Source organism: Bacillus sp. I-2 (assembly GCF_001974945.1).
Lineage (GTDB): Bacteria > Bacillota > Bacilli > Bacillales > Bacillaceae > Bacillus > Bacillus safensis.
Map to the genome: position 1 here is coordinate 76,090 of NZ_LZRW01000042.1, position 12,412 is coordinate 88,501.

Annotated in this window: 16 protein-coding genes; 1 reads left to right on the forward strand and 15 read right to left on the reverse strand. The window is 40.0% G+C overall.

The features are described 5' to 3' along the window. Nucleotides 1-74: 74 nt before the first annotated feature. The 13 genes from BAE31_RS11585 to pta form a co-directional block, all read right to left on the reverse strand. Complete coding sequence (locus tag BAE31_RS11585) at nt 75-470, reverse strand: SMI1/KNR4 family protein (protein WP_041108215.1); 396 nt, start codon at nt 468-470, stop codon at nt 75-77. A 20-nt stretch (nt 471-490) separates the two neighbouring features. Further along, a complete protein-coding gene (locus BAE31_RS11590; RefSeq protein ID WP_041108217.1) occupies nt 491-760 on the reverse strand; it encodes a hypothetical protein in 270 nt (89 codons plus the stop codon). A gap of 69 nt (nt 761-829) precedes the next feature. After that, on the reverse strand, nt 830-1,102 hold the full coding sequence (locus BAE31_RS11595; protein WP_041108219.1) for a hypothetical protein: 273 nt from the start codon (nt 1,100-1,102) through the stop codon (nt 830-832). A gap of 220 nt (nt 1,103-1,322) precedes the next feature. Further along, nucleotides 1,323-1,655: a hypothetical protein gene (locus BAE31_RS11600; protein ID WP_041108221.1), complete on the reverse strand. Its 333-nt coding sequence runs from the start codon at nt 1,653-1,655 to the stop codon at nt 1,323-1,325. A 22-nt stretch (nt 1,656-1,677) separates the two neighbouring features. After that, entirely contained in the window at nt 1,678-3,372 is a 1,695-nt protein-coding gene (locus tag BAE31_RS11605) for a T7SS effector LXG polymorphic toxin (RefSeq protein WP_076840492.1), read from the reverse strand. An 11-nt stretch (nt 3,373-3,383) separates the two neighbouring features. Next, nucleotides 3,384-3,662 carry a YwqI/YxiC family protein gene (locus BAE31_RS11610; protein ID WP_076840493.1) on the reverse strand — a complete coding sequence of 93 codons (279 nt, stop codon included), beginning with the start codon at nt 3,660-3,662 and terminating at the stop codon, nt 3,384-3,386. A gap of 4 nt (nt 3,663-3,666) precedes the next feature. Further along, complete coding sequence (locus BAE31_RS11615; RefSeq protein ID WP_076840627.1) at nt 3,667-4,065, reverse strand: YwqH-like family protein; 399 nt, start codon at nt 4,063-4,065, stop codon at nt 3,667-3,669. Nucleotides 4,066-4,240: 175 nt separating this feature from the next. Further along, nucleotides 4,241-4,507 carry a hypothetical protein gene (locus BAE31_RS11620; RefSeq protein ID WP_041108236.1) on the reverse strand — a complete coding sequence of 89 codons (267 nt, stop codon included), beginning with the start codon at nt 4,505-4,507 and terminating at the stop codon, nt 4,241-4,243. Between the two features lie 13 nt (nt 4,508-4,520). After that, the gene (locus tag BAE31_RS11625; protein ID WP_024426389.1) at nt 4,521-5,855 is read right to left on the reverse strand and encodes a TRAP transporter large permease subunit; all 1,335 of its coding nucleotides are present in this window, start codon (nt 5,853-5,855) and stop codon (nt 4,521-4,523) included. Between the two features lie 46 nt (nt 5,856-5,901). Then, complete coding sequence (locus BAE31_RS11630) at nt 5,902-6,777, reverse strand: prephenate dehydrogenase/arogenate dehydrogenase family protein (protein WP_076840494.1); 876 nt, start codon at nt 6,775-6,777, stop codon at nt 5,902-5,904. 13 nt (nt 6,778-6,790) lie between these two features. Continuing rightward, on the reverse strand, nt 6,791-7,462 hold the full coding sequence (locus tag BAE31_RS11635; RefSeq protein WP_083704002.1) for an RraA family protein: 672 nt from the start codon (nt 7,460-7,462) through the stop codon (nt 6,791-6,793). A gap of 152 nt (nt 7,463-7,614) precedes the next feature. After that, entirely contained in the window at nt 7,615-8,466 is an 852-nt protein-coding gene (locus BAE31_RS11640) for a MurR/RpiR family transcriptional regulator (RefSeq protein WP_041108241.1), read from the reverse strand. A gap of 130 nt (nt 8,467-8,596) precedes the next feature. Next, nucleotides 8,597-9,568 carry a phosphate acetyltransferase gene (gene pta, locus BAE31_RS11645; protein WP_076840496.1) on the reverse strand — a complete coding sequence of 324 codons (972 nt, stop codon included), beginning with the start codon at nt 9,566-9,568 and terminating at the stop codon, nt 8,597-8,599. 240 nt (nt 9,569-9,808) lie between these two features. Here pta and hemQ point away from each other — a divergent pair, with 240 nt between their 5' ends. Continuing rightward, a complete protein-coding gene (gene hemQ, locus BAE31_RS11650; RefSeq protein WP_024423793.1) occupies nt 9,809-10,579 on the forward strand; it encodes a hydrogen peroxide-dependent heme synthase in 771 nt (256 codons plus the stop codon). A gap of 141 nt (nt 10,580-10,720) precedes the next feature. On the opposite strand, the gene BAE31_RS11655 is transcribed toward hemQ, so the two are convergent. Continuing rightward, on the reverse strand, nt 10,721-11,689 hold the full coding sequence (locus BAE31_RS11655) for an alpha/beta hydrolase family protein (protein ID WP_139336384.1): 969 nt from the start codon (nt 11,687-11,689) through the stop codon (nt 10,721-10,723). A 122-nt stretch (nt 11,690-11,811) separates the two neighbouring features. After that, entirely contained in the window at nt 11,812-12,291 is a 480-nt protein-coding gene (locus BAE31_RS11660; protein ID WP_041087746.1) for an Lrp/AsnC family transcriptional regulator, read from the reverse strand. Nucleotides 12,292-12,412: the final 121 nt, after the last annotated feature.

The following is a 12,412-nucleotide window of genomic DNA, read 5'->3' on the forward strand; positions in this document are numbered from 1 at the left end:
CGATGGGTATCACAACTACGAGACAAGCAGTGATCCATGTATTCCAAGGCAATGTGATCATCTCCTTTATTGGATTACGCTTCTATATTACAGCCCTCACTCACCCATTTCAGAAAGTTGTCGGTTAGGAGCTCTGCATGCTGAGGGTCCATCACACCTGCATCCACCATCCACACCTTTTTCTCCTCATCAGCCAGCCGCATGAGAAATACTTGTCCGCCGCCATCGTCGCCAATTGCTACATAACCGCTTGCATATTGCTGAACCTCCCATGTTGCATTGCGTTCCGCCATGTCCTCCGTACCGTATAGAAGCACCTCACCGCCAATGGAACATCCATTTGTCTGTTTCAGCAAAGCCTTATAAGCACAAGGCAGCAGCATGTTTAGCTGTGATTCTGCCTCTGTGATATGTATGTCACTGGCTGGTTTGTTCACGTGCAAATGTGGGATTTGGGGTAAATTGATCATTTTTAAGAGCCTCCTCTATGTTAAGCCGCTGATTTTTTCATCACCCTTTTATACAAACGAAGGAGCATTTTTAAAAGAAAATAGAAAATGACCACGTCAAGTATAAAACCCCACACTAGAAATTCAAAAGTATGATGTCCGTGCAGAACTAGCCAATCAATAGGGAAACCGCGATAATCAGCATCTGAGTAAGAAACTCCTCTCAGCAAAGCTGTTCCTATAACAATCAGAACACTGATACTTAATAGCCAGTTGGATGTTTTTTTGTTTTTGTATTGTTTATGTTCCATAGGCATTCCTTTCTCTGTTTTGCTGCCCGATACAAGACTTGATTCCAGTACTACAGACAACCGTCCTATCTATGACAGCATTTCTTTAAGCAAACTCTCTGCTTTATGTAATTCATCTAGAAAGGGGTTTAGATAGTCATTATAACTATCCAAATAAGCTCTCACCCCGCCAATGATCAAAATCTTTTGGAGATCTTCATTGTTCTGAATGATCCTTTGTGCATTTTTATATCTTTTGTATATTAATTGGAGAACACCTTGATTGATTTCTTGTGGATATTCTTTTTCTAGGATGTTGATGACTGTTTGGATTTGTTTCGTTAGTTTTTGTTTTTTGTTCATTGAACGCTCCTATTTTCAAGGTTTTATTTAAATCATTCAATGGTACTTTACTGTTAATAATATTTATTGAGCTTTGATGATACACATGCGCTATCATATTTCAGCCCAAACTGCCCCAGTTATGAACCTACAGAAACCGGTTTTGCCAACGATCAACTTGAAGCATATTTCGCTAACTCATAAATATAAAAAGGCCCTCTTACCGAGGGCTTGTCAATTGTTACTCATCTGCCAATTCCCATACTATTTGACCATCTACCAAAATCTTATTTGGTGGATCATCATAAAGAGATATCTCAACTAAAGAGCTTTTCTCTTGAATTAACCAATCGTATACACTGCCACTGCTTTCATTAGGATGAGATAGAATATCATTTACTTGGAAAGCAGCAGCAATATATTCTGTAAAATTAATATCATCTTCATCTAACATATTACTTGTTTCAAAAACTGTATCTAGTTTTCCTAAGATTTTCAATCCACTATTCCATTCCAAAATCATATTTTTTTTTTCATACTTTATTAATGTTCCAATCAAAGAATCATAACCCATTTTTTACCTCCGATTTATCATTTTAAGGCCTCGCTGGTACGATGTGAGCACCATCTTTTCCATAATGTATCATTCCCTTAGTAGTCTCTTCATACTTTCCAGTATCAATATTATAGTATTTTCCTATCGCTTGGCCAAAGTCTATCCTTTCTTTATTCTTACCCAATTCTTTTCCTGTCCCTGCATATTTATCCAGCAATTCTTGTGCCTTTTTATTATCTCCGTAAAAAATGCTTTTCTTTTTTCCATTTGCTACTTCTTGCTTATAATTTGGTGTTTCTGGAATATGTTTTTCTTGAGCTCCTGATTTTATTTTTGCAGGGAAACCATTTACTTCACGGTACGGTCCTTTTGGTACGGATTGTTTACCATAAGTAGGTGTTTTAACCCTCTTCACATTCTTCCCTTGATCCAACCTAAAAACATATTTCCCAACCTTCACTATTTTCGTTATTGGGATGATAGAGGCTGCGGATAGAGCTTGGTCTGTGCTGCTGATGTTTTGGCTGGTTTCTGGGTCTTTGCCAGTAACGGCTCGGTAGCCGTCGTAGATGCCGCTGTATTCTAGGATGATGTTTTCGGTGGTTGAGACGACTTCACCGTCTATTATGCGTTTAGCGTTGCCACGGCTGCGGCTTTCTGGAATTTTGTCGACTTCTTCTATTCTTATTTCGCCGTTTGCGATATACGTTCGGATGATTTGTTTATTGGCGTAAACGGTGTATCGTCCGCCAATAAAATCAATATCCGACGGATCAGTGACGACTTCATCTGCGATGTCGAATTCTTTTAACTTTTTAATGCCTTTTACGTTGAATAGTTTACCATTTATGACCCTGATGTCTCTATGAATCTTGTTTTTCCCGTTCACTGCTTCCCTTTGCAATGTCGTAAGCGATGGATCGTTTGCTGTGACTTGTTTACTGATGTTTTTATGGGTGTCATTTCGAACAACCGTCTCCACATTCGCCTGTTGTTTCTCTCTAAGTTTCTTCAGCATAATCATCAATGGGTTGTCTTTTGGGTTGTCTATTTTATCTTTTAATCCACTGATGGTGCTGCTTATTTTCTCTTCTTTTCCATCTTTGAAAATAGATCCCTTTTGATAGCTCGTGATGTCGATTTTTGGGCCGGTGAACATGGTACTTAAGGTGTCGATGTATTGCTTCATTGTTTGAAGGGAGCTTTTGGTTTCATGTAAAGCACTTGTCTGCTCCCGGTCAAATGCATGAAGCAGACCAATGGTTCTTGAGGTCTCGAGCCATGCCTTTTGATAGTTTTGCTGAAACACTGATTCGTCTACATTTGGTAAATGAACAATATGACCAACTCTGCCAATGGCGTGGTTTACCTCTGATACGATTTCAGAAATCGTTCGTTCAGCTTTTTTTAAGCCTTGATCAAGATCATGTTCGATAAATGCTTGTGATATAAAGCCGTGCTCATTTGATTCTAGCGCGTGAAGCGCCTGCTTTGTGTTTTTCAATGCAGCGCTATATTCCTCAATGACGACCTGAAAGAATTGCAGGAAGGGAATATGGCATTCTGTATAAAAGGCGCGGATGGCTTGTCCCGCCTCTCCCTTTAGTGCGCCATCGAGTAAGATGATGTGATTGATTTGTTTTTCTAGGGAGCTGATTTGCTGTGACTGCTGCTTTAACGCATTCAGCGTTTGATCTATTCCGTTTATTAGCGCAAAGGCGTCAAGGGTTTTCATTGTGTTCTCCTTTATTTTCTTTTACTGCTGGAAGCAAGCGCCTTGTCCGTTTCAATCATGGTGTTCACCGCTTGTTCTGTTTGTACAAGCTGTTTCTGAAGAATGCCTATATAGGATGTACTTAATTCGTTCAGCTGCTGATTGATCTTTTCTATTGTGTCTGCCGTCAGGAGCTGATTTCTTCCTTTGACGGTTGTTGGAAGGGCTGCATTCATTTGAGCGCCTGATTGTTTTGCATGCTGTAATACTCGTTTGACCTGACTGGCATCTATTTTAATTTCTCTCGTCATGTGACTACCCTCTTTTTTCTTCCAGTTGTTTCTGCTTTTCTTTCTCTATTTTTCTTTCAACCGAATGAATTTCATGTTCTAACGAATGGATATCCGATGTTAAATCACTGATTTTCTCATTGATTCGATTTAATAGATTGGTTAGCTGTACATCTTTTATTTCCTGACTGGCGGAAGCCATTTCGTCTCGAATGTCATCAAACGTGTCTGCCAAATGGCCAAACCATGTATGTGATGTCAGGTCTGGATGTGTGATTTTTTTGCTGGCATCTGACAGGGCCCATTTTGCCTCTTTGATTTCTTTTCGGCACATATTGAGTTCGATGATTTGTTCTTTTTTGATAGATATATCTGCCTTTAACGAATACAAGGCTGCTTTATAACCGATGATTGCTCCAGATATGGTCAAACACCTCTATTCCTTAAATAGTCCTCCGTTATGTTACCATTTACTAGCACAAGAGGCATATGATTGAAAGTGAATTTACCAAAAAATGAATCGTACGTATTGGGTTTTAATACCTATTTCTCGCGCGCAAAAAAGCTGGATTCATTTACTGAATCCAGCTTCTTATTGCTTATTTGAGCGAATCACCTGCTGTTGCTGGTGGATGATCGCTAAATGAGGTGTCTTTCTTTTCAGGAATATAATGGAGAGAGAAACCGACAAGACTGAAAAAGGCACTTAACACCAATGTTGGGTTTTTGAATAGGTTCGTACTTGCAATGATCATATCTCCCTTTTGCAAAAGAATCCCTAGTATTTGACCGAATACCAACAGGGCTCCTGACGTTAAGAACAGGACAAGCAGCACTTTAAATAAAAATTCCATCAATGCTCTCATGTGTTTCTCCTTTCTATACTGGAAGTATTCCCATTCCGATAAGCCAGCCAATTCCTACGATCGGCAGCATATAGTAGAGAATCAGCGGTATAAATGTTTTCTCCGGTCTGGCTCCTGCAAGACCAGAAGCAATGAAAATCGATCCTGATGCCGGCGGGGAAGCGCCTTCTGTTGATGAAAAAGCAAGAATGGCGACAACAGCCACAACTGGATCCACTCCGACTGAGACTAAAGCTGAAAATGAGACAAGTCCAACAGCTGTTAATGTGGCTGTAGAAGATAATGGTCCAGCCACCAGCGTGACAAGAATACCCACAATGAGCACCATAAGCCATTTCGGAATGGTAAGTACTGATGTGATTTGCGTCAAATCTTCTGCCAATCCTAATTCAGCAAGCACCTGACTAGCAGCAACAGCAAACAGCATCAAGGCACCGATCGTTGTAAACTTAGGTATAGCCGACTTGAAAAACTGAGACCAATCTAGTGCAGACGCCTTTTTTCTCCCAATTGTTAAACTAATCAACATCATGAGAATCGGAATCCACGTAATTAAAGAAATTTGATCCATTGCCTCTGGTCCAATGTTTGGATTACTTTTCAAGTAGTTTGCCAGCGGACCTATCGTGACAATGATAGGAATCAAGGCACCGAAAAAAATAAAGATCGACTTCCACCCTTGTTTCACAGCTTCCCTAAAAGGAAGAATATCATCTGGCGGCATGGCCTGAATTTTATTCTTTTTCACCAGAATATACACAAGAATAAATCGGTATACGACTTGATACAGTCCTCCTATTAACAGGGCAATATATAAATCTCCCTCAGATACAAGGGCTGCAATTGGTGCAAACCCCAGCATGATAAACATGGAAGAGTTCGGAGGCAGTGCCGCCCCAAGTCCGCCATTCCCTGCTAAAATGGTCGCTGTATGGGTTCGGCTCCAGCCTGATTTAATCATCCAAGAAGCTGTGATAGAGCCAGTGGCCGCTGTGTTTGCAGAATTTGAACCTGAAAGTGCACCTAAGACTGCTGAACCTAACGTACTCATATAAGCCGCTCCACCGGGAAGTTTTCCTACAACCGAATTTAAGATTCGCAAGAGTGCATGAATTAATTCCAGCTTTTCGATTAAATAGGCCATGAATACAAATGCGACAGCTGCATAGAGCACCTCATATGTGGATGCAAATTTTAATCCATCCCAGAAAAGTCTTAATGCATCCAATCCGCCAAATAATGTGGTTGCAATAAAGCCTAATAGCATGGCTTCTCCCATATTCCGCTTCACGACGACATTCCATATAATAATGACAGCTATGAATACAATCAACGCAATAAAACCCATATCGTTTTTTCGCCTCCCCTTCGTTAAATAAAACGCTTACAATTTATTACCCCTGCTGCACCACGTCAATGACTTCTTCCCAGCTGGCCGGCTTTTTCCCATTAAACCGTTCAACGAATTGAAAGTCTGCTAATCTCTCAAGCTTTTGTTGTGCTGCCCGAGACATACTGGCATCAACCTCTGCTTCATCTAGCATTTCAATAGAGCCAAGAAGCTCGATCGCTCGCCTTTTTGCATGCAATGCACTCCCTGTCACAAGACGGTTCATGGTCTCTTCAAAACTTTTGCTATCCATTGTATCGCTTAGTGAAGAAATCACTTGTTGTTCCACGTTGTACTTTTTTGAAATTTCCAAAAATTCAATCATGAGACCAACGATCCCCTTCATATAAACGCTTCTGATCAGCTTCAAGGCCGAAGCATCTCCTGGCTGGTCACTGATTTTTTTAATATTCATGCCATAAGCATTCATTACTTTCATGAATTGGTCAGTTCCACTTCCGCTTGCCGTGATCGGAACCTTGTGTTTGTTGACTGGAAGAGGCCCTAGCATGGCAGCATCTACGAATAGAGCTTTTTGCTTTTCAATTTCGTTTGCCACTTGTTTTTTGATGTCTGGTGTTGATGCCGATACATCTACATATAATTGATTCTCTTTCAAACTTCCCGATACGGATTGGGCCACTTCTAAGGTTTTATTTGCTGGCACAGCAGCAATGACAATATCAGATTTCTCAATGACTTCACTAATACTGCTGGTTAATTGAACTCCTGTCTGCGATGCTTTTTCTTTCAACGCACCAGACAATTTCTCATTTTGTAAAAGTACATCATACGCATAAAACTGATCTAATCCTTCTGTTTTCAATCCTGTTGACAACTCATATGCCGCTTCTCCATATCCAATAAAGCCTATCTTCATCACCGATTCTCCCCTATCCCTGATATTTTTTCATTCTGCCTTCCAGCCATGCCGGTGCTAAAAGACTGATGTCTTGCTTTCCTTCGTCCACATACTGTTGAATCGTTTTTAATCTCTGATTTTCATACGCTTGTTTCTCTTCCGCTAGTGTCAGCAGATGTTCCGCCTTCTCCTTTGGAACGATGACGACTCCATCATCGTCTGCAATGACTAAATCACCTGGTGCTACTTTGACACCGCCGCACGAGATGGTTTGATTCAATTCCCCAGGACCATCTTTAAAAGGTCCATTTGGCATAAACCCTTTACTGTAGATCGGAAACGCTAGTTCCTCTAAAGCGAGTTTGTCGCGAACAAGCCCGTCAATCACGATTCCTTCTATTCCTACAGCCTTTGCAGCACCTGCCATCAATTCCCCTAAATATGCATGACCCTTATGGTCTTTTCCATCAACAATCAGTATATCTCCTTCTTTTGCAGAGTAGATCGCTTGATGAAGAAATAAATTATCCCCTGGTCGTAAGCTAACGGTAAAAGCTGTACCTGCTACATTCATGCCTCTTGCAACTGGTTTGATTTGATGATCCATCGCGCCGGTGCATCCCATCACGTCGGACAGCAAGGTCGAGTTAAGCTTTCTTGCCCGATCTATTAGATCATTTGACACGAATTGAACAGTACTCATTGTTTCCATCATCCCCTTTGAGTTATATTCATTACATTTAATATTATATAAAGTAATATATATTACTTTTGTGATAAGATCATACCATCTCATTTTTATTTAGTAAAGCGCTTTCATAAAATTTTAAAATAAAAAAATGAGTCCCCACACGACTAATGTGTTGTGTGATAACTCATTTTCGTTAACATATGATTGATTTGATCTAAACGTGGTTTTGTCCTGTCAGGATCATTAATGGCTAAGGCACTTAAAATGTAATCTACGATAAAGATAGCAGATACGACAGAGTTATGAGAGCCCACACTTGCTGAGGAACATGGCAATACATATTGTGCATACTTTGTTAGTGGAGAGCTGTAGCTGTCTGTAATTAAAAGCACTTCCACTCCATATGACTTCGCTGCCTCCAGCAAATCCTTCATACGCTTTGCATAGCGGGGATAGCTGACTGCTATAATGAAATCATCAGATTGAAAATGAACGAGGTCATCGACCCAGTCACTTTTGTCTGCATCAATATATTGACTGTTCCCCAACAGCCGATTGATTCCCAGTGACAGATACTCTCCAACAGGTCTTCCGCTTCGAACACTTGTACACAGAACCTGACGGGAGCTGGCTATTTTTTCAACAATATGCTGAAAGGTTTCTTCCGTGATATTGTCTAAAGCGTACTGGATATTTTGAAATTGCAGCTCGACATGATTATGCAGGAGCTTACTTTTATTTGAATGCTTGAGGTTCGCTTCAAGTCTCGTTTGAGGGGCAGCTTTATGCTTCATATTTGATTGAAGCTCTTTTTGAAGCTCGGAGAAACCGGAATACCCTACAGCAGCAGAGAATCTCATGATGGTCGCAGTACTCGTCCCTACTTTTGACGCCAATTTATCTACAGTTAAAAACGCGACTTCCATTGGATTTTGCACGATATAATCTGCAATTCTCCTTTGTGCCTCGGTTAATCCCGAGACCTTATGCTGAAGCTTATGTATTAAATCGTCCATTATAGCACCTGCCCATTCTATCGGCTTTATCTACGATCAGATTTTTTCTTTTCTCCCTATATTGTACACATTTGTCATCAAAAAAACAGCCAGCACGAATCTATCGTACTGGCTGCCTTTGTCGAAATCATTATAGTGCTTGAGCTGCTGTGATAAGTGCAAGATTGTAAACATCTTCGGCATTACAGCCTCTTGAAAGATCGTTCACTGGCTGGTTTAAGCCTTGCAGGATTGGACCTACAGCTTCAAAGTTACCTAAGCGCTGTGCAATTTTGTAGCCAATGTTTCCAGCTTCGAGGCTAGGGAAAACAAATACGCTGGCGTCGCCTTTGATGACGGAATCTGGCGCTTTTTTCGCTGCTACTGAAGGAACGAAAGCTGCATCGAATTGGAATTCTCCATCAAGTACAAGCTCAGGTGCCTTTTCTTTTGCAATGCGAACTGCTTCAGATACTTTTTCTGTTTCGTCTGATTTTGCTGAGCCTTTTGTAGAGAAGCTAAGCATTGCCACACGTGGCTCGATATCAAACATTTTTGCTGTGTTTGCACTTTCGATCGCAATTTCAGCTAGATCTTGGCTGTCTGGTGCAATGTTGATTGCGCAATCAGCAAACACATATTGCTCTTCGCCGCGAGCCATGATGAAGACGCCAGATGTTTTCTTTACGCCTTCTTTTGTTTTAATGATTTGAAGTGCTGGGCGTACTGTGTCAGCAGTTGAGTGTGCCGCACCGCTCACAAGTCCGTCTGCCAGACCTTTATACACAAGCATTGTACCGAAGTAGTTTTCATCCAGTAATGCTTTTCTTGCTTGCTCTTCTGTTGCTTTGCCTTTACGTCTTTCTACGAAAGCTTGTACAAGCTCTTCAAAACCTTCATATGTATGAGGATCATACACGTCAACACCATCAAGTGTAAGACCTAATTCTTTTGCTTTAGCTTCAACTTCTTGTTTTTTTCCTACCACAATTGGCTGCAATACTTTGCCATCTGCTAATTTTTGAACGGCTGTTAGAATGCGTTCGTCCATTCCCTCAGGAAAAACGATCTTTACTCCTTTACCTGAAACCTTTTCCTGAACTGTTGAAAAAATATCTGCCACTTCAATACCCTCCTTGATTTTACAAAAAAAGCGTTCTCTTTTAAGCATACTCTTCTTCTACCTAAATTCAAACAACCAACTTATATTATAGCGCTTACAAATTAAATTCTTATTTTTCAAACTAATTTAATCAATTTTGATAAAAGCTGTTTTCCTCGTTCAAGTTTTGATCACATCTCCATTTGGACAAACTATGTTATAGTTGGAACAGATGGAAAACTGTTAATAGGAGTGAAAGAAATGAGCGAACAACATACAACAAATGAAGCAGCTCAAACACTAGATGGCTGGTATGCGCTGCATGATTTTAGAACGATCGACTGGACAGCTTGGAAGCTGCTGACAAGTGATGAGCGCCAAGCCATCATTCATGAGTTCACAGGTCTATTGGAAAAATGGAAAACAGCTGAGCAAGATAAAGCTGGAAGCCAAACAATCTATAGTATTGTCGGCCAAAAAGCAGATATTATGCTTATGATTTTACGTCCGACAATGGAAGAACTAGGTGAAATTGAACTCGAATTCAACAAGACACGACTAGCAGAGTTTACGATTCCAGCTTATTCTTATGTTTCAGTTGTTGAGCTCAGCAACTACTTAGCAGGAGGCGGCGATGGCGGAGATCCTTACGAGAACCCGCATGTACGTGCTCGCTTATATCCAGAGCTTCCTTCTTCTCAATACGTGTGCTTCTATCCAATGGATAAAAGACGTTCTGGCAATGACAACTGGTACATGCTTTCCATGGATGAGCGTAAATCTCTTATGAGAAGCCACGGTTTAATTGGCCGAAGCTATGCTGGGAAAGTAAAACAGATCATTACAGGTTCTGTTGGTTTTGATGATTATGAGTGGGGCGTTACCCTATTCTCTGATGATGTGCTTCAATTTAAAAAATTGGTTTATGAAATGCGCTTTGATGAAGTCAGTGCACGCTACGGCGAATTTGGTTCCTTCTTTGTTGGAAACCGATTAGCAAACGAGCAGCTGGCGTCTTATTTCCATGTATGATAAACTCTTAAAGCTTCGGATCTCTCCGAAGCTTTTTTATGTATTTGTTTAGAAAGGTGATCACATCTTCATTTTCAGGATAAGTAAGAAGTAAAACTAAAACTCCTAGCCCACAACAATACAGTGAGGAGTAACATCATTTTATTTCTTTAGCCTACTTTCAATAAATTGAAGTGTGTCGGCTGCTATTCTATTTCTAGATAGTACAATTCCAGCATGCCCACAACTGTATACGTGCCTTTTAGGTTGATTCCAGCTATTCCACAGAGTATCAGCATCGTTTATGTCGATATACATGTCATATTTCCCTGATATTAAGAGTACATTTTCTTTGTCTACAAGAAGTTTTGCTTTACTAGGGTTCATAATATCCCAAGCTTTGTCGAGTTCTTCATACGTTGTCCCATGTTCCTCCAGATCTCTTCGTATATACTTCCCAGGTAGAGTGTTCCAGATGGAATGCGCAATATTATTCGCATAAAAAGCTGATACAATAATATTCACGTCTTTCTCGACTGTTGCTAATAAGTTTGTTAGCCACCCTCCTAAACTAATACCAACTACGATTATTTCCCCACCTTCATTTGCCATGATCCATTTAATCAGCCCTCTAAGTTCAACAATAGCTTGCTGGGAGGATTGCACTGTTCGACTAATATTGGCGCTAATCATGTGTTCACCAGAATATGTTGAATTTTGTGGTTCCCTATCGAAATGATAAGGCAGCGTGTAGTAATACATATTCCAATCATAATTTTTAACGATCTTATCGTGATAAATCTTCTTGATTCTGTCGTATGAATCCATTCGCCATCCATGTACGAAGATTACATTGGGCTTGTGCTTTGACTCTTTTCGTAAAAACACTTCCCCCGAAACCTTGTCATTCTTATCTACACCAGATTTGATGCTTGAATGAAAAGAAAATATTCCACTTTTTACGTTTGCTGTATGGTTATCGATGTGAAATTCTAAATCAATTGGCTGAGCACTAAAAAAACGATCCCTGTTACCTACGTCAATAGGCCAATTATTATAGTGACTTTCTTTGCTTCTTGTTCTGTGCATATCCATTAATGCTGCGTAATCTATTACTTTTAAAAGCTTCAAAAATATGAACTCCTTTAATCTCAAATTATTACTATACGAATATTTCAGCATAAAAAGCTGAAAAGAATACAAAGGGCTAAAATAAAAATCATTTTAGCCCTTTGTCAACAATCTGAAACTTTTTATTTCACCACGGTCATTTCTGGCTCTTCTATTTGTTTCAAGCGTTCCTGAATTGGATGGGAAAAAGAGTGCTCTGACAAGACAATATGGGAGACGGTTTTTGTAAATCCAGATACTTCTTGAATAAAGGCTTCAATTTCTTCAAGAGAAGAAACTGACAGCTTAATGAAAAAGCAAGACTGCCCTGCCACTCGATAAGCAAAAAAGGCGCGTGGGTGCTCGTTCATAAAAGCCACAAAACGCTGATACTCCCCATTTAACACCGTAACTTCCAGCAGGCAGTCAATCAGAAGCCCTAATTTTTTATAATTGACCTGAACAGAATACCCTTCGATAATCCCTGCATCCTCTAATTTACGCACTCTTTCTGCTACCGCAGGTGCTGATAAATTCACTCGTTTGGACAATTCCCTCATGGATAAGCGAGCATCTTCTCTCAATTCATTTAAAATATGCACATCTACATCGGTGATTTTCATTCGTACCTCTCCTATCCAAAAATCGTTCCATTTGAAAAGTATTTGATGATAATACTTATGATATGAAATGTAAAATAAAACTAAATAATGGTAGAATTTATTTTAACGGAATTGAATGAAA